22 protein-coding genes and 1 tRNA gene are annotated in these 25,945 nt (G+C 62.2%); 6 read left to right on the forward strand and 17 right to left on the reverse strand.

Annotated features, from left to right (window positions below; translation table 11 throughout):
* Positions 1-117 precede the first annotated feature (117 nt).
* Complete coding sequence (locus IFT58_RS12710) at positions 118-702, forward strand: TetR/AcrR family transcriptional regulator (protein ID WP_192095328.1); 585 nt, start codon at positions 118-120, stop codon at positions 700-702.
* A 299-nt stretch (positions 703-1,001) separates the two neighbouring features.
* Here IFT58_RS12710 and IFT58_RS12715 read toward each other — a convergent pair whose 3' ends face one another.
* The 3 genes from IFT58_RS12715 to IFT58_RS12725 all read right to left on the reverse strand — a co-directional run bounded on the left by IFT58_RS12715 (position 1,002) and on the right by IFT58_RS12725 (position 4,059).
* Positions 1,002-1,517, reverse strand: a complete 516-nt coding sequence (locus IFT58_RS12715) for a hypothetical protein (RefSeq protein WP_192095330.1) — start codon at positions 1,515-1,517, stop codon at positions 1,002-1,004.
* A 970-nt stretch (positions 1,518-2,487) separates the two neighbouring features.
* The gene (locus IFT58_RS12720; protein WP_192095332.1) at positions 2,488-2,973 is read right to left on the reverse strand and encodes a hypothetical protein; all 486 of its coding nucleotides are present in this window, start codon (positions 2,971-2,973) and stop codon (positions 2,488-2,490) included.
* 432 nt (positions 2,974-3,405) lie between these two features.
* A complete protein-coding gene (locus IFT58_RS12725; protein ID WP_192095334.1) occupies positions 3,406-4,059 on the reverse strand; it encodes a hypothetical protein in 654 nt (217 codons plus the stop codon).
* Between the two features lie 372 nt (positions 4,060-4,431).
* Here IFT58_RS12725 and IFT58_RS12730 point away from each other — a divergent pair, with 372 nt between their 5' ends.
* Positions 4,432-7,860 (forward strand): response regulator, encoded by a 3,429-nt coding sequence (locus IFT58_RS12730; RefSeq protein WP_192095336.1) that lies wholly within the window; start codon positions 4,432-4,434, stop codon positions 7,858-7,860.
* A gap of 118 nt (positions 7,861-7,978) precedes the next feature.
* Here the strand turns inward: IFT58_RS12730 and IFT58_RS12735 are convergent, their stop codons facing one another.
* Complete coding sequence (locus IFT58_RS12735; RefSeq protein WP_192095338.1) at positions 7,979-9,319, reverse strand: S41 family peptidase; 1,341 nt, start codon at positions 9,317-9,319, stop codon at positions 7,979-7,981.
* Between the two features lie 198 nt (positions 9,320-9,517).
* On the opposite strand from IFT58_RS12735, the gene IFT58_RS12740 reads away from it, so the two are divergent.
* The gene (locus IFT58_RS12740; RefSeq protein WP_342029563.1) at positions 9,518-10,006 is read left to right on the forward strand and encodes a hypothetical protein; all 489 of its coding nucleotides are present in this window, start codon (positions 9,518-9,520) and stop codon (positions 10,004-10,006) included.
* A 91-nt stretch (positions 10,007-10,097) separates the two neighbouring features.
* Here IFT58_RS12740 and IFT58_RS12745 read toward each other — a convergent pair whose 3' ends face one another.
* Complete coding sequence (locus IFT58_RS12745; RefSeq protein WP_192095339.1) at positions 10,098-11,771, reverse strand: hypothetical protein; 1,674 nt, start codon at positions 11,769-11,771, stop codon at positions 10,098-10,100.
* Positions 11,772-11,970: 199 nt separating this feature from the next.
* Between IFT58_RS12745 and IFT58_RS12750 the strand changes: the two genes are divergently transcribed.
* Positions 11,971-13,374 carry a S41 family peptidase gene (locus tag IFT58_RS12750; RefSeq protein ID WP_192095341.1) on the forward strand — a complete coding sequence of 468 codons (1,404 nt, stop codon included), beginning with the start codon at positions 11,971-11,973 and terminating at the stop codon, positions 13,372-13,374.
* An 8-nt stretch (positions 13,375-13,382) separates the two neighbouring features.
* Here the strand turns inward: IFT58_RS12750 and IFT58_RS12755 are convergent, their stop codons facing one another.
* The 5 genes from IFT58_RS12755 to IFT58_RS12775 form a co-directional block, all read right to left on the reverse strand.
* Entirely contained in the window at positions 13,383-13,769 is a 387-nt protein-coding gene (locus IFT58_RS12755) for a GNAT family N-acetyltransferase (protein ID WP_192095343.1), read from the reverse strand.
* Between the two features lie 117 nt (positions 13,770-13,886).
* The gene (locus IFT58_RS12760; protein WP_192095345.1) at positions 13,887-14,267 is read right to left on the reverse strand and encodes a YbjQ family protein; all 381 of its coding nucleotides are present in this window, start codon (positions 14,265-14,267) and stop codon (positions 13,887-13,889) included.
* Positions 14,268-14,396: 129 nt separating this feature from the next.
* Positions 14,397-15,305 carry a glycoside hydrolase family 43 protein gene (locus tag IFT58_RS12765; RefSeq protein WP_249405694.1) on the reverse strand — a complete coding sequence of 303 codons (909 nt, stop codon included), beginning with the start codon at positions 15,303-15,305 and terminating at the stop codon, positions 14,397-14,399.
* A 169-nt stretch (positions 15,306-15,474) separates the two neighbouring features.
* Positions 15,475-16,266 (reverse strand): hypothetical protein, encoded by a 792-nt coding sequence (locus tag IFT58_RS12770; protein ID WP_192095350.1) that lies wholly within the window; start codon positions 16,264-16,266, stop codon positions 15,475-15,477.
* 93 nt (positions 16,267-16,359) lie between these two features.
* Entirely contained in the window at positions 16,360-16,776 is a 417-nt protein-coding gene (locus tag IFT58_RS12775; RefSeq protein ID WP_192080945.1) for a BLUF domain-containing protein, read from the reverse strand.
* 576 nt (positions 16,777-17,352) lie between these two features.
* Between IFT58_RS12775 and IFT58_RS12780 the strand changes: the two genes are divergently transcribed.
* Entirely contained in the window at positions 17,353-19,785 is a 2,433-nt protein-coding gene (locus IFT58_RS12780) for a membrane-bound PQQ-dependent dehydrogenase, glucose/quinate/shikimate family (protein ID WP_192095352.1), read from the forward strand.
* A gap of 234 nt (positions 19,786-20,019) precedes the next feature.
* Here IFT58_RS12780 and IFT58_RS12785 read toward each other — a convergent pair whose 3' ends face one another.
* Positions 20,020-20,424, reverse strand: coding sequence for a hypothetical protein (locus IFT58_RS12785; protein WP_192095354.1), 405 nt, complete (start codon positions 20,422-20,424; stop codon positions 20,020-20,022).
* Positions 20,425-21,001: 577 nt separating this feature from the next.
* Here IFT58_RS12785 and IFT58_RS12790 point away from each other — a divergent pair.
* Positions 21,002-21,331: a helix-turn-helix domain-containing protein gene (locus tag IFT58_RS12790; protein WP_192095355.1), complete on the forward strand. Its 330-nt coding sequence runs from the start codon at positions 21,002-21,004 to the stop codon at positions 21,329-21,331.
* A 169-nt stretch (positions 21,332-21,500) separates the two neighbouring features.
* On the opposite strand, the gene IFT58_RS12795 is transcribed toward IFT58_RS12790, so the two are convergent.
* The 6 genes from IFT58_RS12795 to mltG form a co-directional block, all read right to left on the reverse strand.
* A complete protein-coding gene (locus IFT58_RS12795; RefSeq protein WP_192095356.1) occupies positions 21,501-22,295 on the reverse strand; it encodes a type I restriction enzyme HsdR N-terminal domain-containing protein in 795 nt (264 codons plus the stop codon).
* 343 nt (positions 22,296-22,638) lie between these two features.
* Positions 22,639-22,713 (reverse strand) — tRNA-Val (locus IFT58_RS12800).
* Positions 22,714-22,779: 66 nt separating this feature from the next.
* Positions 22,780-23,133 (reverse strand): PilZ domain-containing protein, encoded by a 354-nt coding sequence (locus IFT58_RS12805; RefSeq protein WP_188324833.1) that lies wholly within the window; start codon positions 23,131-23,133, stop codon positions 22,780-22,782.
* The gene (locus IFT58_RS12810; protein ID WP_192080939.1) at positions 23,130-24,101 is read right to left on the reverse strand and encodes a DNA polymerase III subunit delta'; all 972 of its coding nucleotides are present in this window, start codon (positions 24,099-24,101) and stop codon (positions 23,130-23,132) included. Before IFT58_RS12810 ends, IFT58_RS12805 begins: the two co-directional genes overlap by 4 nt.
* Complete coding sequence (tmk, locus tag IFT58_RS12815) at positions 24,098-24,763, reverse strand: dTMP kinase (protein WP_192080938.1); 666 nt, start codon at positions 24,761-24,763, stop codon at positions 24,098-24,100. Before tmk ends, IFT58_RS12810 begins: the two co-directional genes overlap by 4 nt.
* Positions 24,760-25,821 carry an endolytic transglycosylase MltG gene (gene mltG, locus IFT58_RS12820; RefSeq protein ID WP_192095358.1) on the reverse strand — a complete coding sequence of 354 codons (1,062 nt, stop codon included), beginning with the start codon at positions 25,819-25,821 and terminating at the stop codon, positions 24,760-24,762. Before mltG ends, tmk begins: the two co-directional genes overlap by 4 nt.
* Between the last annotated feature and the right edge of the window lie 124 nt (positions 25,822-25,945).

Below are 25,945 nucleotides of genomic sequence, written 5' to 3' on the forward strand. Positions count from 1 at the left end.
CCGCGCTTGCCTCATGCAGGCTTGGACATGACAATACATACAGTGCGTATGAATAAGAGGCTACATTCATACGCCACGTATGTAAACGATCATGCATGCCCACCACCAGGAGCTCCGATGGTTCGCCGCACCCGTGCAGAGATGGAACAAACCCGTGCCAGCCTGATTTCCACCGCTCGACGGGTCTTCGGTGAACACGGCTATGCCGCGACCTCCATGGATGACCTGACGGCCCAGGCAGGGCTTACGCGTGGCGCGCTGTACCACCACTTCGGGGACAAGCGCGGCCTGCTGGCAGCGGTGGTCGACCAGATCGATGCAGAGACCGACGCACGTCTGCAGGCGATCAGCGACCAGATGGAAGACCCGTGGGAAGGCTTCCGTCAGCGATGCGGCGCTTACCTGGACATGGCGCTGGAGCCGGACATCCAGCGCATCGTGTTGCGCGATGCACGTGCCGTGCTGGGCGGTGCCTCACCGGATTCGCAGCGCTACTGCGTGACGTCGATGCAACGGCTCATCGAAGGGCTCATCGAGCGCGGCGTGATTGCAAAGGTGGATGCATTGGCGCTGGCCTCACTGATCTACGGCAGCCTCGCCGAGGCCGCGTTCTGGATTGCGGAAGGCGATGACGGAGACGTGCGTCTGGTGCAGGCGAAGGCAGCGCTCGATCTGTTGTTGAGGGGGTTGAGGGTTGGCTAGGATTGGGTTGTGCCCTGACATGGCTGCAACGATGAGCGGGGACGAACACGGAGGCGGTGCTGTACTTTCTCAACACCTGCAGGTGGGTCGCATTCACCCGCACGATGGCTACTCTGTACAACTACGTTCGCTGACGGGAGTGCGCTGACTCAAGCGAGAGTTTTTCATGCTCTTCAGCGCCTGAAAAATGGTCTGTTCCCGCGACGGAATTGCTGACATCGACGGATCCGCTTTCGGCCAAGAGCGGACATTCGCAAAGACCTTAATCACTTAACGACATGAAGTGGCTTGACTAGCCGTCAGAGTGCACTATACCTCGCCTCCGTTTCGAGGATTAGCTTAGTAAGCTCTCGCTCAATCATAGCCTCGTCAACACCGAATCTTTCCCACAACGAGTGGTAGATTGGCGTCACGAGTTCATCGGCATGGTCGAACAACTCAATCATGGAGCTCAGCTCCACTTTCATTGCTTTCTTCCCCGCCGGATGCGTGGCGTTCGCCGCATGCTCTCGGAAGAAATGATGGATTAGCCGGTTTCGCTCAGAAAGGGCTCTGGTCAAAACGAGATCCATTCCAGCTGGAATGGCCGTCAGCAAGTGAGTTGCTTTGAGAAGCTGACCGAGCGTTCTTGTCTCGAAGTGGCCGAAGGCGGTATCGAAGTCTTGGCGGGTTGCTCCAGAGATAGTTCCAAGACGCAGCGCGACAGTCCAGTTGATGAAGCTAGATTCCAAGAGATTTGCAGCAAATACGGCGAGTCCAAAAAATGCAAGGACTTCTTTCGGATCGTCGAAATCTGGGGTGGGTACGTCAGGCATGATTGGTGGGCTCGATGTGCAAGAAGCCTAGATGCTCGCACCGAGGCATACGATCTACGTCCATCAAGCTGGATTGTAGTCGAACTCGGCGGTGGCGTCGGAGCCGAGGCAAGAGCATATTCAGCGGGTAGGCCGATGCCCGCCAATGAGGCGTGACACCGTACTACCCGAAGCGGCCCTCGCCATGCCGAAGTTGAGCCTAGCCGTAGCGTTTTCGGCACAAATAGGCCGCTAGGGAGCCACGCTATCATTTAGCCCAAGAAGGACGCGTATCTCTTCGTGGTCTGGGCGGGTTCGATGCACCAGCCATCGCACGCCAATATGCCCAAGCAAGACAGAGAAAGCACCCACGCAGTTCAAGGCAAGGAGGCTGGTCTGGGACGTAGCGCCAGAAATCTCATTGCCGTGAGTGTGCATAGATTGGAAGCGATAGAAGATGTTGTACAAGTCAAGTAAGCCTGCTTCTCGCGCCATCACCTCTACCGAAACTTGCCTTAGCCCACGCGCCGCGCGGCCGCTAGACAAAAATTCGGCAGTGCAATCATTCCCTTGCCCATCAACAATCTTTGCGATCCCTGTCCGCGCGTTGACCGTGAAAATGGTCTTGACTTGCTCCGCAGACAGCGCCAGAAGGTGCCTCGCATTCTCAGACGACAGCGTGGCCCAGTGTGTTTTGATCGAGAACTCAATTATGGACCGCGCTAGTATGTTAACTGCAAGATCGTTTGAACCAGTTGCAAGGCAAGCACAGGACGTCATCAGTTCACTCCCCACCCTCAGGGCTTGACGAACGAACGAATCCACGTCGGGGTGAAGTGAGTCTTTCGAATCCACAGATGCGCCTGCAGCCATGGCACCAGACCTTAGCATCAGATCACTAGCGATGGTATCGACATTACTTTCCATGTATCTCTACCGCCTAAGTTAAGCCGACTTGCAAACGAGATCCAGCTTCGATGAACTGATATCTCTATCGAGGAAACAGGGCATGGAAGCTTCGTTTGCCCGTGCCGTCGTAGACATAGATCGCTTTGAACACTGCAATAGAGTTGCTTGAGACCAACTCGGCGATTGCACCACTCTCTTCATGTGACACGACTTCGGCAGTTGTAAATGGGGTAAAGACTCCCACTAGAAGGATGCCGGGGCCAAGATCATTGGCAATTGAACGCATCGATGCTTTTTCGTACTTCGCCGAAATAACAGAGTGAAGCACGCTTGAGAACATTGCATCTGGATCACAAACGAGCCTGCCGTCATCAGAGATGTGCGCCATGTCATCAGCTGCGGCAGACGTCAGGCTAATCGCATGATCCTGGTCTAGGAACGCATCCGTAATCTCAATCCAAGTAACCTCACCGTTTAGCTTGACGATTGCCTCTGGAGGTTCCGGCCTTTCCAAGATATCTAGGGAGATACCAACGCTCTCCAGATGTGTCGTAAACTGGCGAAGCACTGCCCCCTCATGAACGCTCTTTAGTTTTCTTCGATTAACCATGATGCTCGCTCGATGCAAAAACTAGATCGCGGAGAATACCTCGCTCCCACCGTAGGGGGTATCCATTGCGCATCGCTTGCGCCCGCTACTTGATCGGCTCGATCTTAATGCCACCCTCTCCGACTAACAAGATGACCTGTAGACGTCCAAAGCTGTTTGGCCGGACACTCGACAGATGGGCAGGGTGCTTGCGATCATTGGCTACGGTTCAGAAACGGACACTCCATAGTCGTGCCGATTTTTCCGGCCAGGCGCCTGCTTTCGTCCAGAGGCAGACGTAATCCAAGAGTTGCCCCTTCCCTTCGCAGGAAATCATGGAGATGAACAGCTTAGCTGAGAGATATTGTGGCTAGCCGAAGGTATGGACGTCCACATCAAGACGCACAAATCCTATTCATTATCCTTAAACCTCAGCACATCTCGGTGCTGCTCGCTGATAGCCAGAACAGCTGCCTGCAGATCAGGAACCCGGGTGAGAACTGCCAATTGCAAGGCAGCTAATACGCCCACTCCATTGATGTTCTTCAGCGCCTGGACAACGAGCTCAGGCTGCATGCCCTCCTCGTGCGATCTCAGCGGGTGGATGCCTGCATGCACGTACGAATTGAGTGCCTTGAGATTGTATTGGGAGAACTCCTGAATAGCGTCGTAGGCCGGTGCCGGAGCCTTATTAGCCAGAACGTCCATCATTTCTTTGGCTCCAGGCAGGCTCTTTGCAGCTTGCTCACTGATCGGGTCCAGATGGGATGCAAGCTTCCCCACCTGCCCATCGTTAGCGCCGTAGAGTACCCATACCCCACGAAGCACTGCCTCAAACTGCGCGCGGTGAACTACCAGGGCTGAAGGGAAAATTCCTTGAGCAAGCAGAGACAACGCGCCGTCGCAATGGTCTAGTGACAGCGAACATAGCAAAGCGCTTGTACGGCAGCGCGCGTCTCTTGGATAAAGCGGCAGATCGATGATCTGCAGCACTTGGGAACGCAATGACTCGGACTGCGCGAAGAGAATTTCAAGCTGTTCAACAGAATCGTCTTCGTCACTCATGCTCAATCTCTCCCTAGTTGCACAGCTTGGAAAGCATACCGTCGCATCATCTCATCTGCTGAGAATTGTCCACGCGTTTCATGTCGCAACTTAGAGAGGGACATGAAGTCGAATATCTAGTGTGAAGCAAGCCCACATCGTTCGGTCACGCTGATCCAATCGTTACCGATCCCCGCCTTCTTCTCCGAGAGTGGATATCGGTTCGACCGGTGCCATTTTCCTCACGCGCACGGCGCCGTTGAGCACCCCGCTACCACCCGGCAACCAATCGCACCGCAAACCCAGTCCGACAACCCCGCCCCAACCCAGCCACCGGTCACCCACCCCACCGTGCTAATCTGACCGGTTGCATCCGCCGCCCCTTGCCACGCCATGCCCTCCTCGCCCAAACCCCGCGCAGCGATCCAGACCGGAACTGCCTCCCGCACGCTGTGGCCGCTGTTGGCGGTCATGGTGTTCTTCCTCGCCAGCGGGTTCCTGGCGGTCAAGAACATCCACACCATCCGCGAGGGCAGCGCGCTGGTGATCCGCTCCCAGGAGACGATGACCGCTTTGGCGGATGTCCTCTCATCGGTGCAGGATGCCGAAACCGGCCAACGCGGCTATCTGCTCACCGGCGATGACAACTACCTCGAGCCTTACCGGGCCGCATTGGGTGTGGCCAGCACGCGATTGGAGGCGGTAAAGGAAGCCTTGGCCGATGACCCGGCGCAACGGGACCGGCTCAAGTTGTTGGCCCGCAGGGTGCAGGACAAGCTGGACGAACTGCACGAGACGATCGAAGTGCGTCGCACGCAGGGGCTGGAGCCCACGCTCGCCGTGGTCGGCTCCAATCGCGGCAAGGCGGCCATGGATGACATCCGTGCGCGCTTGGCCGCCATGGGCGCAGTCGAACTGGACAAGCGCGCCCGGCGATTGGAAGAGATGGAATCTGCCTACAGCGCAGCGCTGAGCTCGGGTGCGGCAAGCGCCGTGCTGGGCATTGTGCTGACGATCTTCATCGCCTTCCTGCTCCGCCGCCATACGCGGGCACGCGAGCGCGATGCCTGGCTGCAGCGGGGTCGGCTGGAGCTGGCCACCGCCACCGGTGGCGACCTGGACAGCGTCGCACTGGCACGCGCCAGCCTCGGCTTCCTGACGCGCTTTACCGGCGCAGAGGCCGGCATGCTGTTCGAACCGGCAACCACGGGCTTCCGCCAGATCGGCGCGGTGGGCGCCGCGTCCTCCCCCGACGGCGCCAACGTGCAGCGTGACCGCGGCAGCCTGCTCGGTCGTGCGGTGGATGAGAAACGCGTCTTGGTGGTATCGGATGTGCCGCCGGGCTACTTCACGGTGGGCTCGGGTCTTGGGCAGGCGCAGCCGCGCCACCTGGTCATCGCTCCCAGCATCCACGAGGGCGAGGTGAGCGGGGTCATCGAGCTGGGCTTCTTCGGAGCGGTACCGACAGAGGTCGTCGAACTGCTTGAACTGGCCTCCGCCGACATGGCGGTCGCCTTGCGGTCAGCGGCCTACCGGGCAAGGCTTTCCGAGCTGTTGGCGCAGACGCAGCGGCAGACCGAAGCGCTGCAGGTGCAGAGCGAGGAGCTGAAAGTTTCCAACGAGGAACTCGAGGAGCAGAGCCGTGCCCTGCGCGGCAGCCAGCACGAGCTGGAGGAACAGCAGGCCGAGCTGGAGCAGACCAACAGCCAGCTGTTCGACCAGTCACAGCAACTCGAGGAAGAGCGCGACAAACTCGCGCGCGCCAACGCCGCCATCCTGGCCGAATCGCACAAGGTGCAGCGTGCCAGCCAGTACAAGTCGGAGTTCCTGGCCAACATGTCGCACGAGCTGCGCACGCCACTCAACTCCGCGCTCATTCTGTCCAAGCTGCTGGGCGACAACCGCGATGGCAATCTCACCGCAGAGCAGGTGAAGTTCGCGCGGACCATCCATTCTTCCGGCACGGACCTGCTCGTGCTCATCAACGAAATCCTCGATCTGTCCAAGATCGAGGCCGGCCACATCGAGGTGCATGCCGAGCGTTTCGGCGTGGAGAAGCTGCTGTCCGGCATCGCGGCCCTGCTCGGCCCTGTGGCCAGTGAGAAGGGCCTGTCGCTGGACGTGCTGATGACAGCCGACTGCCCGCCGGTGATCGAATCCGATCGCCAGCGCATCGAGCAGATCCTCAAGAACCTGCTGTCCAACGCCTTGAAATTCACCGAACAGGGCGGCGTCACAGTCTCCGCTTCGGCCAGCGGCGATGGCCACATCGTGTTCTCGGTGACCGATACCGGCATCGGCATCGCACCCGAGCAGCAGACGCGCATCTTCGAGGCATTCCAGCAGGCTGATGGATCGATCAGCCGTCGCTACGGCGGAACGGGCTTGGGGCTTTCCATTTCGCAGGAGCTTGCACGTCTGCTGGGCGGCGACATCACCGTGGAGAGCGAGCCGGGCAAGGGCAGCTGCTTCCGGCTGGTCGTTGCGACCCGGTTGGCGACCGCAGCGCGCCCTGCTGTCTCCGTAGCGGTCACGGCCGCAGCATCCGCTCGCGCCACGTACGTTGCCAACACCCCGGCGGCGACACCGGAGCCGCGTCCGACCAGCGGCGGAGGCCACAGAGCCGACAGCACCGAGCGCGGCTTGATCCTGATCGTCGAGGACGACATCGCCTTCGGGCAGATCGTCAGCGACCTGGCGACCGAGATGGGCTTCCGCGCGCGCGTGGCGCAGACGGCAGGCGAAGCGTTGGCGGCTGCGCGCGCAGAGCTGCCGCATGCCATCGTGCTGGACGTCGGCCTGCCCGACCAATCGGGTCTGTCCGTGCTGGACGTGCTCAAGCGCGATATGCATACGCGGCATATCCCCATCCACGTCGTGTCCGCGCTGGATCACTCGCGCAAGGCGCTGTCGCTGGGCGCGGTGGGCTTCCTCGGCAAGCCTGCCACCCGCGATGAGCTCGCCGGCGTGCTGCTGTCTCTGGAGCGCCGCCTTTCGCTGCGTCCGCGCCTGGTACTGGTGGTTGAAGATGACGCCGTCCAGCTGGATGCCGTGCGCGAGCTGCTGGCCTTGGCGGATGTGCAAACGATCGGTGCGCGTTCGGCGGCGGAGTGCCTCCAGGCGCTGGGCGAACATTCCTTCGACTGCATGGTGCTGGACCTGACGCTCTCCGATGCGTCGGGATTCGAGTTGCTGGAGATGCTCAGCGCGCAGAGCGCGGAGGCCCTGCCGCCGATCATCGTCTATACCGGTAGGGTGTTGTCGACCGCCGAAGAAGTGCGACTGGGCCGCTACTCCCGCTCCATCATCATCAAGGGCGCGCGCTCACCCGAACGTCTGCTCGATGAGGTGACGCTGTTCCTGCACCAGGTGGTCAGCGAGTTGCCGGAATCCAAACAGGGCATGCTCCGCACCGCGCAGCACCGGGACACTGCATTGGAAGGACGCCGCGTGTTGATCGTGGAGGATGATGTCCGCAACATCTATGCGCTGATGAACGTGCTCGAGCCACACGGTTGCAAGGTCACCATCGCGCGCAACGGCCAGGAGGCCATCGATGTCCTGACCGCTGCCGTCACCGGTCCTGCGCCCATTGAACTGGTGCTGATGGACATCATGATGCCGGTCAAGGATGGCCTGACCGCGAGTCGCGAGATACGCCAGGACGGGCGCTTCGACACATTGCCGATCATCGCCCTGACCGCCAAGGCGATGCCCGATGATCAGCAGCAATGCATCCAGGCGGGTGCGAACGACTACGTGGCCAAGCCGCTGGACGTGGACAAGCTGGTGTCGTTGATCCGGGTCTGGCTGACGGCCTGACCCGGCTAACGCATCGTCGTCCCGCTGCGGATTCGGAAGAAAGGATGCTGGCCTCCTGCTGGCGCCTACGTCACAGCGATCAGCGCGCCGAACGCTGCGGCTGAGATACGCCACGCGTTCAGGGCATCGAGCGCAGCCACGCTGCGGCAACCTCAACGGCGTCCTGATCACGGGGCACCAGATGCTCCGGCTCGATGCCTTGGGGGTAGGCTTCACCATCACGGTCGAGCATTGCCCCGACGGTCAACCGAAGCATGCCGCCATCTGGAAGCGGGAAGCCACGATTGGACGTCGCGAGCCCTGCTGTGGTCTGCCCAAAGAACCGGGTTCCGGGACGTGCCCTGAACGCCACGGCGATGGCCTCCCCGGAGCTCGCCGTCTTCGGCCCCACCAGCACGGCCACGGGACTACGGGAGAGGTCCACACTGCATCCAGGCGTGGGCCGCGAGCGCCAGCGTGTCACGGCACCGTCCCGATTGCGGAATGCTCCCGCATCGTGGGACCCCAGCAAGGAATGCAGCCCGTTGAGCATGGGCCACATGTTGCCGCCCGTGTCCTGACGAAGATCGAGGATCCAGCCCTTTGATGAGGCTGGCGCGAGTGTGGTGATCCGCTCGCAGAGCTCTGCGGTAAATGTGGCACCGGCGCCCGCATTGTTTCCACGCAGGCCGGGCACCAGCACGTAGCCGATATCCTGCATCAACCTGGACTCGATGGGCCTGCTCGCAACCGCGCTCTGGCGGTAAGCGAGGGCCTCCCTTGGCATCTGAAGCAGGCTGTGGCGATCTGCCAAGGCATCCAGCACCTTGCGCAGCCTGCTATACGCCTCCTGCGCAGGAAGATCCTTAAGCTCCGGCGACAGCTGGACCGTCTCTTCGGCAGACCAATTGACGTTACCCGCGTTCAGTGCCTCGGCGCGAATGATGGGAAGCGCGTACGTCAGCATGTCATTAGCGGTAATCCCGACCGAACTCACTGCCTCCTGCGTCAACCTGAGATTCTCTACTTCCACATGCCCGACGCTGTTCAATGTCACACCGAACTTGAGGCGGGTCGTGCCGACCGGCACATAGAGCAGCACCTCGCGCGCGAGTGGCCCCTCATGGGCGCGAACGGGTTCACGACCCGAGTTGGCGAAACCCAACCGTCCATCAGGACCATCTGCACGAACCCAGATCGCGGCTTGACCCCTCCCTTGGGTAACCGTGAGATTGCCGGCCAAGCGAATTTCCTTTCCGCGAAAAGGACCAGCGTCCAACGAAGCAACCGCGCCGACGAAGGAATGCTCACCCGTTGATTCGGCGGACAGGGCGACCGCTGCGCCACTCGTTCCGAGAACGTCCCCCGACCCCGTGGTGATCGAATAAGTACTGGTACCTTCCCAGATCGTCGCTGCCTGCGCATCCGAGCTGAAGAGCGCCATGACGAGAAGAGCCGCTGTGCCACGCATAGTCAACATCCATGTTCACCTTGAACCATGATCCTAGTCCAGGCACATTGCACCGACAAGGCGACATGCGGACGCAAGGCCGGTGATGTTCCCGGCGTGGTTCGAGCGCTGACGATGATGTCCACGACGCTGTAGCAGGCAGGCGTTGCTGCACGCAGTACTCATCGCAGATCATGACCGACCACGCCATGACTTCTGGAGAAGGCTGTGAAAGGACTCTTGCTCAATAGTGCAATCTCGCTGACCGCCGTGGGCATCTCGTTGTTCGCCCTTCACCGGGCGGATCAGGCAAACGACCCGGCTCGCGTCATAGAAGCCCGAGGCTTGATCGTCAGGGACGCATCAGGCGTATCGCGCGTGGAGATAGGTGCGCCTGTAAACGGCCCCATGATCCTGGGCAGAAGAGAAGAGCGTGTGGCGCCTGCATCCGGCATCCTGCTGAACGGCCCGGACGGGAATGAGCGCGGAGGCTACCTCACCGTTGACCTCGGCGACGAGGCAGTGCTGACGCTGGACGGCGCAGGGAACGGCAAAGAAGTCTTCAAGGTAGTGGCGAACGAGAATGCGGGTGCATCCTTGTTTGTCATTCATCAGAACGACTCCGCCGCCATGCTGACGACGTACCAAGGAAAGCCGGAACTTCGATTCATCGAGCAGGATGGCCGGGTGAGTCTCTCGCAACAAGGCGAAGAGTGACGCGACAGTACGGCACAGCGTGTCAGCCCGCTGACGGCCGCTCAGGCCGCCAGCAGGCACCACGCCACGGAACGCACATCCATCCCAGCCGTCAGGGATACATCGGGAAAGTCCACTGGACGGGGATCGACGTCCACCGGTAGTGCCGCACCTGCAGTCGGGCAATCGGCCGGGGCGTCGCGATTTCAGTGCGGATGGGCAACGTGCTGTTCTCCCATGCGAGGGGCAGCTCGGCGAGCCGGTTGGGCTGCGCGGGTTTCAGCGGAGCGACCGATATCTGCTCGGATGGCATCTCCTTGCCGTCCGAATCGAGTGGCACGACCACCGTGTACAGCCCCGTCTTCTGTTTCCACGTCTGCCGTCCCTGCACCAGCGTCACACGGTGGGCAGAGGGCCTCAGCAGCGTTGCATCGGGATTGCGTGTAGCAAGCGCGCCTGCCTCAAGGGTCTCCGACGTATCGAAGGCGTAGACCTCGGCATCCACCGACATGCGTACGGCTTCCACCTGCCCCAACAGCGCGCGCGAAGCACCGAGCGGCAGGTGGAACGGGAAACTCAGCTCGTTCTGTGCGGCCGAGTACCTCCCTGATAAGAACAAGGTCGGCGTAACAAGCCGGGCTTCAAGGCCGATGATCGGTGCCGCCTGTGCGTCCAACATCTCAACGGTATGCAGCCGCGACATCAGCATGGGCTCGTGCTCGCTTCGACGCGCGCCTGCAGGGGTGGAGGCGGGCATGCGCGCACCGATGGCCAACCACCGTCCGCTGCCGGTCTCTGCAGGGATCCACAGCGACCCCATGTGCGGCGCCAGTGCGGGAAGTACCTCCGCACCGACCATGTAGTCCTCCAGCGCACCCAATGGCGCGGGATGGTGGGTATACGCAGACGACGCCGGGGACGGCGCGCTGAAGGGCGGCCTGGCAAGCTGCTGATTGATCTGCTCGACATAGCTGACGTAGCTCTCCACCTCGTCCGCCATCTGCAGCATGAGGTCATGGCGCATGTCGGCCAGATGGACACGATGACGGGTCGCCGGCTGTCCCTTGCTGCCCGAAAGGTTTACTTCCATGCGCAGCTCGATCGGCATGCCATCAACGCGCTGTACCACCATTCGCCCGTCGCCGTGCGCGCCCGCGCCCGCGCCCGCGCCCGCGCCGTCGAGTGTCATGCCCATCAACACCGCCGTGTCCGTCACCTCGATGACGCGCAGCGTGGTCTTCAGGTTGCCGTAGGGCTCGATACGTTGCCAGCCGCTGATGCGGTCACCGACGGCCACCGATGCAGGCAGCGGCACCGGGCGCAGGCCGGGAGCCTGATACGTTGCCAGCAACGCGCCTGCCTCGTTGGGTGATGCCTTCGTCAGCACCGACCAGGCGTTCTGGTCCATTGCACGCAGCGGTCCCGGCTCACCGTCTTTCGTCAGCGGCGCGGCAAACCCGTCGGTCAGTACATCGAGAACTTCGTCATCCGCGCCTGGCTGCAGATCCAGCAGATAACGCGTCACGCCCGACGCATCGACCTGCTGCGTCCAGAGGGGAGCCAGCTCCAGCTGCGCAGATCCGCGACGCGACGCGTGCAGGTCTGCGCGGTAATAGCCGATATTGGAGACCTCACCATCCTCGGCGGTCTCACTGCTGATCGTATGGCTGACGTAGTACACCGCCGGCCCTTCGACGCCGTGCTGCGCTGCCAATGCCGGTGATACGCCAACAACTGCCAGCACCCCCACCACCGCGGTGCTGAGAAAATGTCGCACTACATCCATCTGCCCTGCTTCCCTGAGATCACTGACAACGCGGAAGTGTAGCAACGCAGGCCTCAGCCGCATCCGGTGCGCTGGCAGCCGTGCTGACATAGACGTCCGGCACGGCTTTCATCGCATCCTCCACTCGCCAGAGCTGCAGCATGACGAGCGGCGGCGGCAGTAGACTGAGCGCTCTGCCAAGGACGGAATGGGTTGCAGCATGCGCGCGCACAAGCACTTGAAGAAACGACGCCGCGGCCTGTTGCGAAGGCTAGTGGTGTCCGCCGCTGCTGTAGCCGCACTGCTCGTGTTCTGCGTCGCTGCCTGGATCGCATGGACGGTACCGAAGCCGTGGCGCACGGGCATAGCCAACGTCGGTGCACCGTGCACTCAGAGCTTCGCCGGGAGCCCGGAATCCGCACGCGGCGCGGTGATACGCGTTGTGTCCGAACCAGGAGAGATCTGCGGCTACGCGTACGCACTGCGCCCAGAGGCAGGCGACGCCAGCCAGTACGTGCTCGACGTGGATACGGGCAGCGTGGACGATTCGACGACGCTGTTGGTATCACTGGCGTCCTACGACGGCTGGCGGCGACTTGATCGAGTTCGTCGCCGGATCGAGGGGCCTGCCGACCTGAAAGGCCTGAGGCTGGCCGTTGAGCATTCGCCGCGTACGACGCGCGTGGAGGTCGTTACCTCGGTGCGCGGCGGCGGCGCGTATGCACTGCAGGGCGTCACCTTGCATCCTTCGACTACCCCCGTTGCGCCGGGCATTGCGCTGTACCGCGAGGCGATGGACGTCATCGCCGGCAATGCACTCAACGCCGCGAAACTCCCCGATGATTTCCGCACACAGTGGCAGCCCCGTGAGGATGCGACGTCCGGTGAGGCACGGCGCGCCATTCGCCAAGTGCTGAGAGCGTTGGGCGACCGGCACAGCGTTCTGCTGGACCCCGATCGTCTAGCGGCGCTGCCGCAGCAAGAACACGCGGTGTTCAAGCCCGCGACGTGGAAACTGCTCGATAGTGGCCTCGGCTCTATCCAAGTACCGGGCTTCCTCGGTAGCGACCGTGCGCTTCGAGCGCGCTACACCGCCTCGATAACCGATGCGTTGCAGGCCGGAACTCGCGCAGGCGTGCACGCGTGGGTCGTCGATCTTCGTGAGAACCGGGGCGGCAATATGTGGCCGATGTTGGACGGTCTGGAACCCCTGCTGCGCGGCCAGACTCTGGGCTGGTTCCAGCGGCGGGATGGCAGCCGTACCGCGTGGCGCAACCGCATGACCGAGCGTGCTGCACAGGTAAGCGATCTTGGCCGGCTACCTGTCGCGGTGCTCAGCTCCCATCACACCGCCAGTTCGGGTGAAGCGGTGGTGCTTGCCTTCCGCGGCCTAGCCCGCACGCGCAGCTTCTGTACGCCCACCCATGGTCTTTCAACCGGCAACGCGGGCTTTACGCTGCAGGATGGGACGGTGTTGCAGCTGACCACGACATCATTCGTAGACCGAACCGGGCAGGTCCATGGCGGCCCGATCGAGCCTGACGAGCGCGTTGATTCCCTGCCGCTGATGGATGACGCGGAAGCAGAAGCGGCGCGCTGGTTACGGCGGCAGCGCCTGCCCTGAAGACAACATCACGACCTGCGTTCCATCCCCAGCGGCATGAGCTCGAATCCCAGCATCTCGTAGAACCGCTCCTTGCCCGGATTCGACTTCAGCATGGCATTCGGCGTGCCCGCCAACTGCAGAATGCGTTTGACGAGCGCTGCACCGATGCCCTTGCCTTGGCACGCGGGATCTACGGCGACATCAAAAACAACAGACCAGAGCGTGTAATCGGACAGCGCGCGCGCCGCCCCGACCAACTGGCCGTCGTCGTACGCAAACACCGTGACCTGGCTCTGCCGGAAGAGGGATTCGAGCACTGCGGGAGGTCGATTTCCCAGCCCTGCCCGGCTCAACAGAGCGGCGAGCGCGTCCCAGTCGATTCCCTCTGTCGTGCTCGTGTAGCGGACGTCCATGTGTAAGCATTCTCCGCTGCAGCGAGGTTGTTCAGATCATCTCACGGGGCGGCACCGCCTGATCGGTGCCCACGCCACCCGCACCTCCAGCCCCGATTCAGAGTCCCGTATGACCTGTCAGCGAATGGGCTCCACCACCACGGCCGTGCCATAGCAAAGCACCTCGGTCAGCCCGGTCATGATGTCGGTGGCGTCGTAGCGCATGGCGATCACCGCATTACCGCCCAAGACGCGCGCGTGCTTGACCATGTCCCGGTACGTTTCTTCGCGGGCCTGCTCGCACAGTTCGGTATAGATGGTGATGTTGCCGCCGAACAGGGTCTGGATGCCGCCCAGGAAGTTGCCGACGATGGAGCGCGAGCGCACGGTGATGCCGCGCACCACGCCGAGGTTGCGCACCACGCGGAAGCCCGGAAGCTCCAGCGCGGTGGTGACCATGGAATCATCCAGCAGGTGACCGGTGGAAGGACGCGCTGCGCTGTTGTACGGATCGGCCATGGTGGCGGTTGCCTGTGGTCAGGTGGAAAAGCAGAAGGGTCGATCCGCATAGTGGACTGAACGCGACACGCTCGCCACGCCGCTCACCCTATGCGCTCGACCGCCCACGCCAGCACCCAGTGCCTCCTGTCACTTCAGCGGATGTGCCTTGACCCCTTCGTGCGTGATCTTCACCGGCAGGATGTGCCCCTGCGCGTCGAACGACATGCGCTCGATTGCGGTCGCGCGGTGGTGGCGGCTGGTCTCACCCAACGGGCGGCGGTGGTAGACGATGTACCAGTCTTCGCTGCCCGGCGCATGGATCACCGAGTGGTGGCCGGCGCTGGTGGCGATGGCCGGATCCTGCTGCAGGATCGTGCCGATACGCTTGAACGGACCGGTGGGTGTATCGGCGATGGCGTAGGCCACCGCATAGTCCGGCTCCCCCCATCCGCCTTCGGACCACATGTAGTAATAGCGTCCATCGCGCTTGAACATCAGCGAGCCCTCCACGTATTCCGGCGCGGGCGTTATTTCCTTGTACAGCGTCCCATCCGGCAACGGCTGCAGAGCACTGAAGTCGTCCTTCAAGCGCACAATGTTGGCGTGTTTCCAGCCGCCGTAAATCAGGTACCACGTGCCATCGTCATCCTTGAAGACGAACTGATCGATCGGTTGTGCGCCGTTATGGAAGGTACCGATCAGCGGCTTGCCCAGATAGTCGCGAAACGGGCCTTCCGGCTTGTCCGCCACGGCGACCCCGATGCCGCCGACTTCGTCATCGTTCTTGATGTCATTGGCGGAAAAGAAGAAGTAGTACTTGCCGTCCTTTTCCACCACCGACGGTGCCCACAGCGCCTCTTTGGCCCAGCTGATGGCTTGGATCTTCAATACGGCGGAATGCTTGGTCCAGGTCACCAGGTCCGGCGAGGAAAACGCATCGAAGAACACCTGTTCCGCGTAGGGGCGCGAGGTGGTGGGATAGATCCAATAGGTATTGTCGAACACTGCGGCTTCTGGATCGGCGTACCAGCCGGGCAGGATGGGATTGCCAGACATCGCGTTCGTGCTGTCTTGACCCGCAGGCGCTGCGAGCGCGCCGAACGATAGGGTTGCTGCCATTGCCACAGCGATCAGTTTCCTGCCCAGCGCCATGCCCTGCCCTCCCCAAACCGGATTGATGGCTCCAGTATTAGATCGATCTAGGCGGAATGCACGGTGCGCTGCATCAAGGGCCTTCGCCCGGTGCCGCGAAGACAGTTTCGACAAACTCGTCATAGCCTGGCCTGACCGGAGAATCGGCGTGTTCGGAGAGCGCGAGGCGATCCCACAGCACCTGCTCGAGCACGCGCGCGCGAAAACGTTGTTCGGGGGCCAGGTGATAGTCGATGAGGGTGCCTTGTGCAAAGCCCGCCTGATCGCCCGCCCGTGCCTGCAACATGTAGTAGGCGTTCGCCATCGCGGGATCTTGGAACCCCTCCACCAGCATGTGGATATCGCCTGCGGTCTTCAATGCATAGACGGAACCCGCCCTGGCACTGCTCTCAAGCAGTTCAAGCACCTGTGCGCGTGGTGCGCCCTGCCGCGCGATGCGGTACGCATAGATTGCCTTGGCAGGCTCATTTCCGTTGTTGGCCAGAGCCTGCAGCGTCGGCAGCGGCAGGCCACGTAGGCGCATCTCCACATCCACGCCCGGAAAACCGTGGCTGTCCAGCCACGCTGCATCCGCCTCACTGATCGCAATTCCGGGCCGCGCCGGATCCCACGGATAGCCCTGGACCCACCCGTGCATGCCCGGCTGCGGATCACCTGCCAGCGGTAGGGTTGAGGTGCCGGGGGTCTGCACACGCCCAGCATCCGATGACACGCCCGATGAAGCTTCACTGGCCGACATCGCATGTGTCGTAGCCACTTTCTCAGCTGCCGCATCGCGCTTGAAAAACACGCCCCATATCGCGACGGCCACAGCCAGCGTGCCCAGCAACCAATACCCTCTGACCGCCATCGTCCCTGCACTCATCCCCAACTCCGTTGGTAACCCGCGTCATGCGTTTCTATCGCACGCCGATGGAGTCGGGTCAATGTCGTGCAGGCTGATGAGGGTGGATAACCCTTATGCGGGATCCAGTCGGCGATTCACCACATCGAGCAGGTGATCCACCGCACCGGGGCGATGGTGCCCCTGCAGGAAGCCGGACCAGTCAGCACGTGCGATGGACCCCAGCACTATGCTGTCTACATCGAACCGTTTGATCGGCCAGTGACGGAACAGCCGCTTTCCGGCCACCCCTTTGGCGACTTCGATGATGTTCGTATGGCGGCTGGCTTGCCGCACGCGGCCATACGCATCGGTGAGGCCCCTGGCAGGGCCTTCGAGATAGTGCAGGAAGCGCCCACCGTCGAACAGCAACACGCTGCTGACATCGGCACCGCTGTTGAATGCTTCGGCATCGGATACCAGCGCCTGAAGCTCATGGGGGTCGATACGCTTGCTGACCCGGCTTGTGTACACCACCGCTTCCAAGGACATGAAACTCCTTGCGCTTCTGCGCGGCCTAAACCAAGCCGAAAGCGTATCAGCTGAACGTATTCATATTTTTGACGGAAGCTGAATAGGGGTCCGAAGAGAGGCTTAGATTACCGACCCACCAAGTCGCTGAAACAGGGCGGACAACTCCCCGGCCTCGCTCCAGATAAACAGAAAATCACAATCGCCGCGATGTAGCGAGCGTCGCGCTTTTTGATTCGGAATGCGTAGTAATCCGAAGCGTTCGATTTCCCTGTGTCGGTTCTGTCCATTGTCGTCGCTCCGCTTATTCAAAAGAAATGGCGCATAGCGGTTTCGACACGACCTGTTGTTTCGCCAACAACCCGCGTCCGTGCAAGCCGCCTGATGCTGCAAAACATTCGCATGAAACAGGGTCCAAATTCCATGCCCTCTTCACCCCGGCAGGCATAGCCTTGCACGGTCATGCGGAGAGGGCATGGCATCTGGCGCCATGCCTCTGTGCAAACCGCGCAGTTACCTGGCCATCGGTTCCCTCCACCACGCACCGCAAGACGGTCCGGATGGGTCACAGGGACGTCCACCTCCCTCGGAATTAAAATGAACTCCTCGGAAAAACCCATCACTCGCGCAGGCAGGTGGCTACTGTCACTGATACTGGGCGCATTCGGCCTGTACATGATCGGCGGCGGTATCTGGCTGATATCACTGGGCGGCAACTGGTATTACGCCATCGCCGGCGTACTCAGCCTGGCCAGTGCGATCGCCTTGGCACGCAGGCGACCATCGGCCTCGCTGTGGTTTGGCGCCATGTTCCTGATCACCTTGGCGTGGACCATCTGGGAAGCCGGTACGCGTTACTGGGCGTGGGTGCCGCGCTTTGCGCTGGTGCTGGTCTTCGCCATTGCGTTCTCACTGCTGCTGCCCACGCTGCATGCGCGCGTCAGCCGCCGCAAGGCCGGTGTAGTGACCGGCGTGCTGGTGGCGGGTTTCCTGGTCGCCACTGGACTGGCATTCGTGCCGCACGGCGTAACCGAAGCAGACAACGTGCCCGCCATCGCCGGCAACGTGTTCGAAGCCGGTACCGGCGAAGGCACCGACAGTGCACTGCCCTCCTCCGATTGGCCCAGCTACGGCGGCAACCAGGCCACCATGCGTTATTCGCTGGCCAGTCAGATCACCCCGGAAAACGTAAAGAATCTGAGCGTTGCCTGGACCGCGGAAGTCGGCAAGACACCCACAGATTCGCGCTGGGGTGTACAGAACACGCCGCTGAAAATCGGCGATTCGCTGTTCGTCTGCGGTTATCTCAACACGGTGACCGCACTGGACGCCGCCACCGGCAAGACCAAGTGGACCTTCGACCCCGGCGTGACCTCCAAGGCCGTGCCGTATACCCCGGCCTGCCGCTCGCTGGCTTACTTCGCAGAGCCCGCCGCCGCGCCGAACACCGACGTCGCCGCCACCGGTGGTGCCTGCGCGGCCCGCATCATCGTGGGCACACTGGATGCACGGATCATCGAACTGGATGCACGTGACGGCAAGCGCTGCGCATCCTTCGGCAACAACGGCGAAGTGAAACTGACCGAAGGCATGGGCGAGGTCTACCAGGGCTACGTGGCCATCACCTCCGCACCTGTCGTGGTGCGCGATACGTTGATCGTTGGCCACACCACCATCGACGGCCAGCGCGCGTACGGCCCGTCCGGCGTAACCAAGGCGTACGACGTGCGCACCGGCAAGCCGAAGTGGGCGTGGGACGCTGCAACGCCGATGGATACGGCACCGCGTACCGGCACGGACGTCTACAAGCGCGGTTCGCCGGATGTATGGAGCTCGTTCACCGGCGACAACAAGCTGGGCCTGGTCTACCTGCCGGTGGCCAATGCGTCGGGTGATTACTATTCCTCCGAGCGCACACCAGAAGAGCTTAAATATTCGCCGTCGCTGACCGCGCTGGACGTGGAAACCGGCCAGCCGCGCTGGACCTTCCAGAACACGCACGACGATGTATGGGACAACGATCCGGGCTCACCGCCTACGTTGTTCGATTATCCGCAGGCCGATGGCACGCGCGTGCCGGCCGTAATCTTCCCGACCAAGAGCGGTGACGTGTACGTGCTCAACCGCGAGACCGGCAAGCCGCTGTTCCCGGTGGAAGAACGCGCTGTACCGCAGGGTGGGTTCGAGCCGGCAGCGCGCTCGAAAACGCAGCCGTTCTCGCTGTTCAACAGCCTGGCCAAGGGTGACATGACGCCGGAGAAAACCTGGGGTCTGACGCCGCTGGATCAGCTGGCGTGCCGTATCCAGTACCACCAGGCGGATTATCGCGGTCAGTACACCCCGCCCAGCGTGGACAAGCCGATCATCAATTATCCCGGCTACAACGGTGGATCGGATTGGGGTGGCGTCGCGCTGGATCCGGCCCGTGGCCTGATCATCGCCAACTACAACGACATGCCGAACTACACCCGTCTGGTGACGCGTGCAGAGGCCGACAAGAAGGGCTGGAAGGCGCCGCAGATCATCAACGATCCGGGCTACAAGGCACACGGCGAAGGCGCTGGTGATCCGCAGGAAGGATTGCCGGTTGCGGTGGACGTCAACGCCGGCTGGCAGATGAAGTTCACCGGCATGCTGTGCAAGGAACCCCCGTACGGCGGCATCCGCGCGATTGACGTTCGCGATGGCCGCACCGTGTGGGACCGCCCGTTGGGCACCGCCCGCAATAACGGCCCGTTCGGCCTGCCGACCGGCTTGCCGATCGTCATCGGTACACCGAACAACGGTGGCTCGGTGGTGACCAAATCCGGCTTGGTGTTCATCGCCGCAGCCACCGATGACCTGATCCGCGCCATCGACATCACCACCGGCAAGACCGTGTGGTCGGCCCCGCTGCCCGCCGGCGGCCAAGCCATGCCGATGATCTACGAAGAAGGCGGCCGGGAGTATCTGGTGATCACCGCAACGGGACACCACTTCATGCATACCCCGCGCGGCAACTACGTGGTGGCGTACGCGCTGCCCAAGTAAGCAGGTAACGGGGTCGCATCCCAACGGATGCGGCCCCGTATGCGTTTTGGCTTCCGGCTACGCCTCAGCTTTCGGTAGTGACGGCCGCTGGCCGTCCCGCTTCCCACGAGCCAGCGACACCCCTCAGATTCCATGCCATCAAGGCATCGCAACCAGCATCTACGGCGCGTCGGTGACGCGCTCTGGATCAGGCCACGCGTGCGCGCGCTTTCGAACTGGACGGTGAGGAACCCGTCATCGCAGGGACAACTGCGTGCCTGCCGATGACTTGATCAACTCGCGGCCGGCGATCAGCAACCCCTCCAGCAGATGATCACCCAACAATGTGCCGTCATCGCCATCGCGCCGCGCTATCTGTTCGGCATGGAGAATCTCCAGTGCCGCATCGAGTGCCTGCATCACGCGCAGGGGAACGGCGACCTTACCGTGCCGCTCCAGGTCCTCGAAAGACGGGGTTACGGCGGCCGGCGCAGCGGGCACGACCCTTCGATGGCTGAGATGATCTACCACGGGCATCAGCCGTTCAAACTCCTGCAGCCGACGCTCCAGCTTTGTAATGAAACAAGACGGCACGTCGTGGATCTGCTCGCCCAGCAGCGCCGCCACACGCGCGCTGCCCAAGGGCTGTTCGGCTGTCATCGATAGGACCTCGCATGCGTTGAGGCCACCCGCGCGAGTGCGCAAGGTGGCGGACGATGCGGGTTGGCATACCGGAGAAGAAATCGAGAAACCGGCGGATCAGGGATCCCCCGCACCGCCCACCGTGTAACCGTTGGGCAGTGCAGTGCATTCTCCGCCGTGCCCAGAAGGCATAACAGAGCTTCACGGATTTCTTCTGACAGGATGCCAATCCCGGCTGCCACCCCGTGGTGACAGCGTGGCTATCGTGCGCAGCGGTAAGTGCCTGCGTCCATGAGGAAAGTTGGGAAGTAGCAGTTGCGGATGCGTGCCCATCGCATCAGGTCGAATCGACGCGTTTCCCCTGCACTCGACCTTTCCTCGCAGAGGCGCTGAGAGGGCGTGTTCATTGGCACGAGGAGCATGCGACACGCAACGAGGCTGATGAAGCTCGACATCCATGGCCCGACCTACGCAAGCTTCCGCAGACCCAACAACCCGGCACACGTGGGCTGAACTGAAAATCCTTACGATCGTGGGGAAAATCACCCGCCGACGTCGATGAAGCTGAAAATCCGCACGATCGCAAGGATTCCCGATGAAGATAAGGCTGCACCGACCCGAGGATCTAGGACCCTTGGTGCGCGCCACGCGCAAGCAGCAAGGCATGCGGCAGGATTACGCCGCTGAAGGAATCGGCGTCAGCGAGAACTTCCTCGCCAAAGTGGAACGTGGCGGCGGCACCGTTCAGTGGGAGAAGCTCTTCACCGTGCTGACTGAGCTCGGCCTGCACGTCGTCATCGACGTGCCGGATGCGGTAATGGCGTCCGTGGAGAGCAAGTCCCGAAAGAGACGTAAAAGGGACCCAGGTTCAAGCGTACGCGCACCAAGCAACTCGACCCAAGAAAACGGAATGGCTGACGATTAGCTCGTTTCGCTAAGATCCAATTCGGCTCAGGGTTTGATCAGAAAGCAAAGCCCGGCGGCTCACCGGGCGTGCTTGAGCTAACGCTTTTCTACTGCATCGCACGGGACCAACGAACCAGCCTCATTCGGGCTTTTCTCGGACAGTTGATGAACGGCGCACCTTCTTTATGTCAGGCCTCGGGCACGGCCTGAGCTTCACGCACGGATTGCCTGCTGGCTTGCTCCTTCGCGCTCTTCGACTGTGCCTTGCGTATCCGCAGTTGGGCGTCCTTGACCTTCTCTCCGTCCAATACCTCTCGCTTGAGGATCTCGTTGTTCAGCAATTCAACAATTGCCTCGGACTCGATCTTGAGTTCAGGGAAAAGGCGGCGAAGCTCTCGGCGCACGACTGCAACAACGGGCTCACCCAATACCACCTGGGCCACGGTGAACTTGTTGAGCACCGAGATGTGCTGGTGATAGAGGCCCATCGCGTCGGACGTGATGCCCTCCCTGCAGAGCAGGAACAAGCGGCGCTGATCTTCCTCGTTCTTCAGATTCACATCTGCAACGCAGAACGATGAAACAAGTTCGTACTCAATGGGCTGACCAAACTTGATCCGGTAAAGGCGCCACTCCAGCGCGTTGGTCAGCACTATCCACTCGATGCCTTCATGGGCGCCGTAGTTGATCGCTTGCCTTAGATGCGTCTCATTGAGCGCAATGGCAGCAGCTTTAACTTCGATAAGGACGCGGATCTTTCCGTCGATCTTGACGGCCAAGTCGCAGAAGGTGCCCCTGATCTGCTGCTCACTGGTCAGTTCGTTGTATTTGTCATAGCCGAATACCTCGGCCAGCATGTCTTTTACCAGCGTTACGGTATCCGCTTCGGACACATCTTTTGTTTTGTGGGATATCGCTACGGCGACCAGCGGCTTGACCGTCGTGGGCCATCGATCCAAGACTTTCTTCGGAATCTTCAACATACCGCACCCCCTTCCATTGGCAGTGCCTGCATAGTCGCGTTTTGACGTGGTTCACGCAACGTACCCATCGAGCGAATCAGCCCTCCGCGAGTCCGCCGTGCTCACGGTCATCGGGACAGTCGGCTTTTTTACTGGAAAGATGGGTCGAAGATAGAAATCCGCTGCCTGCAAATCGCATTTACCCTGCGGCGCCGAATCAGCGTCCGGCGCGACGACTTGGCGGTCGCATTCTCTCCAAGGCAGTTATTTCCCGCGACTTCTTTGTCATCTTCCGCATCGCCCACGTCTCAGCCCCACAGACACAAAAAAGCCCCCGTTTCCGGAGGCTTTTTCGACTGAATCATGGTGGGCGGTACAAGGTTCGAACTTGTGACCCTTGCCGTGTGAAGGCAATGCTCTACCGCTGAGCTAACCGCCCGATGCTGCTGAGCCGCTCATTATAGGAACTTTTCCGAGAGCGTCAACACTTTTCACATTGCCGATTTCACATCGTGTGCGTCGGCTTTTCCGACGTGGTCAGACCCGCCAGCAGCGTCTCGATCTTGTGCCGCACACTCTCCCCTTCCTGGCCGTCGGCCAGCTGCACGCCGATGCCCGCCGTGCGATTGCCCTGCGCTCCGGCCGGGGTCACCCAGATCACCTTGCCAGCCACCGGCAGGCGCTCGCTGGAATCGGGCAGGGTCAGCAGCAGGAACACTTCATCACCCAGGAAGTAGCGCTTGGGCGTAGGCACGAACACGCCGCCATTCTTCACGAACGGCATGTAGGCGCTGTACAGCGCGGCCTTGTCCTTGACGGCAAGGGACAGGATGCCCTGTCGGGCGTTGGTGGCACTCATCGATTACCCCTTGGGTGCTGCCGTTCGTTGACCTTGTTCCAGGCCAGCAACAGTTCCACCACGGCCAAGTCCGCGCGCACGGTGGTGCGCAGCAGGTCGCGGGTCCGGTTGGCAGCGTCGAACCAGGCTGCCAGCTTGTGCAATCGCTCCGGCGCGGTCAAGCCATCGCTGCTGGCCTGGGCCAACGCGAGGTCCGCCGCGAAGCGCAGACGCAGCGCGGCATCGTCATCGCCGGTCCACTTCTGCGCCAGCGCTACGGCTCCGGTGCGGCCGGCAGCCAGCTGTTCCAGGTCCTTGGTGACTTCGCGGCGCAGCTCCAGCCCCTCTTCGCGCAGCCAGGAATCGGCCAGCCCGGGGTGGCCGCGCGCGGCGTCCAGCGCTTCAAGGGCATCGATTTCACGGTGCCCCTGCTGTTGCAGCCAAGCCAGCGCTTCTTCGCGCGGCGGCAGCTTGAACTCCAGCCGCTGGCAGCGACTGCGCACGGTCTGTGGCAGCCGTGCCGGATCGCTGCTCACCAGCCACAGGTAGCGGCCGGGCTGCGGTTCTTCCAGGGTCTTCAGCAGCGCATTGCAGGCCGCGCGGTTGATCGCATCGGCGGGATCCACGATGACCACCTGGGCGACGCCGTATTGCGGGGTCAACGAGAGCTTCTGGCCGATCTCGCGCACCTGTTCGATGACGATCTCGGTGCGCAGCTTGTCGCCGCTTTTGTTGGGAATGAAGCTGATGATCTGCAGGTCCGGGTGGGTGCCGGCGGCAATCAGCTGCCGGGTACGCTCGGCCTGCGGGCCACCGCCCTGGCTCAGCACGTGCAGCGCCAACGCATCGGCCACGGCACGCTGCCCCAGCCCGGCCGGTCCGCAGATCAGCAGGCCATGGCCCAGGCGCCCGGCATCCAGTGCGGCAATCATCTGGTCGTAGGCGCGCTGCTGCCACGGTGAGAATCCGTGGAGGGGTGTCGTGCTCATGCGCGCTCCTGTTCGTGCAGCCACTGCTCAACGCGCGCCACCACATCGGCAGCGACGCGGTCCTGCGGCTGGCTGGCATCGATCAGCGCGAACCGCTGTGCATCGTGGCGGGCGCGGTCGCGAAAGACTTCACGTACGCGCTGGAAGAAATCGTCCTGCTCGTTTTCGATGCGGTCCGGCCACATGTCGCGGCTGTTGGCGCGTGCGCGGCCGACATCCACATCCACGTCGAGCAGCAGCGTCAGGCCGGGCAGCAAACCGACCACGCGGCGCTCCAGGTCGGCGATCCAGTCGGCCTCCAGCCCACGGCCGCCCCCTTGGTAGGCATAGCTGGAATCGGTGAACCGATCCGTCACCACATAGGCACCGCGCTGCAGGGCGGGCTGGATGATCTGGCGCACGTGCTGGGCGCGTGCGGCAAATACCAGCAGCAGCTCGGCCTCGGCGCTCAGCGGTTCGTCGGCGATGTCGGCGTCGGGCTTGAGCACGATGGCGCGGATGCGCTCGGCAAGGGGCGTCCCGCCGGGTTCACGGGTCAGCACGACCTCGTGTCCGCGCGCGCGCAGGGCGGCGTGGATGGCATTGATGGCGGTGGTCTTGCCAGCGCCCTCGCCGCCTTCCAGGCTGACGAAACGCGGGTGGCGCAGTAGCGCGGAACTCATTGCGCCGGGATCTCCTTGCTGCGGTTCTGGCGCAGCTGCTGCAGGTAACGCGCTACGGCCACGTTGTGCTCTGCATAGCTGGCCGAAAAAATGTGCGCGCCACTGCCATCGCCCACCGCCACGAAGTACAGCGTGTTGCCGGGCGCTGGCTGCGCGGCCGCATTGAGCGCATCACGGCTGGGCATGGCGATCGGGGTCGGCGTCAGGCCGGTGCGGGTATAGGTGTTGTACGGCGTGTCGGTGGTCAGGTGCACGCGGCGGATGTTGCCGTCGTAGGCCGGGCCGATGCCGTAGATCACCGTGGGGTCGGTCTGCAGGCGCATGCCCATTTTCAGGCGACGGGCGAACACCCCCGCGATCTGCGGACGCTCGCTGGCCAAGGCCGTTTCTTTCTCGATGATCGAGGCCAGGGTGAGCAGCTCGTACGGCGAGTTGATCGGCAGGTCGTCGGCGCGATTTTCCCAGGCCTCGGTGAGGGCCTTCTCCATGGCGGCATGCGCACGCTTGAGCACGTCCAGATCCGTGTCGCCGCGCTGGTAGACGTAGGTTTCCGGCAGGAAACGGCCTTCCGGGTGCTCGCCGCCGAAGCCGAGGCGCTGCATCAGCGCGCTGTCATCGAGATCATCGGTGGTGTGCACCAGCGGCGTAGCGCGCTTGAGCGCGGCGCGCACCTGGCGGATGTTCCAGCCTTCAATGATCGTCAGGCGGTGCTGCAGTACGCGTCCCTGGCGCATGCGCAGCAACAGCTCGCGCGGAGTCAGCGACGCGTCCAGCGCGTACTCGCCTACTTTCAGCTTGCCGGCAGCATCGAGCTGGCGCGCGAGCAGTTGCCACTGCGCGTCCTGGCCTTCGTCCACGCCGGCGGTGCGCAGCTTGCCGAGCACGGTGTTGAAGCCATCGCCGCTGGCGATGACCATGCTCTCCTCGCTGGGGGTCAGCGGGGTATCGGCGAATTGGCGTTGTTCGTAGTAGAACCAGGCCCCGGCACCGACTGCGATGGCGCCCAGGATGATCAGCGTACCTACGACAAACAGACACCCGCGCTTGGCTGCCGCCATGGATTACCTCGGGATTTGAATCAGGAGAACAGGATACCGCGAACGTGCAGGCCGAGCCGTGCGCGGCGTGAGCGGCGCCGGGGCAACAGCTGACGGCCAGCGGCCGTCGTTACCGGGTAAAGCG

The sequence above is a fragment of the Stenotrophomonas sp. CFBP 13718 genome, assembly GCF_014842145.1.
GTDB lineage: Bacteria > Pseudomonadota > Gammaproteobacteria > Xanthomonadales > Xanthomonadaceae > Stenotrophomonas.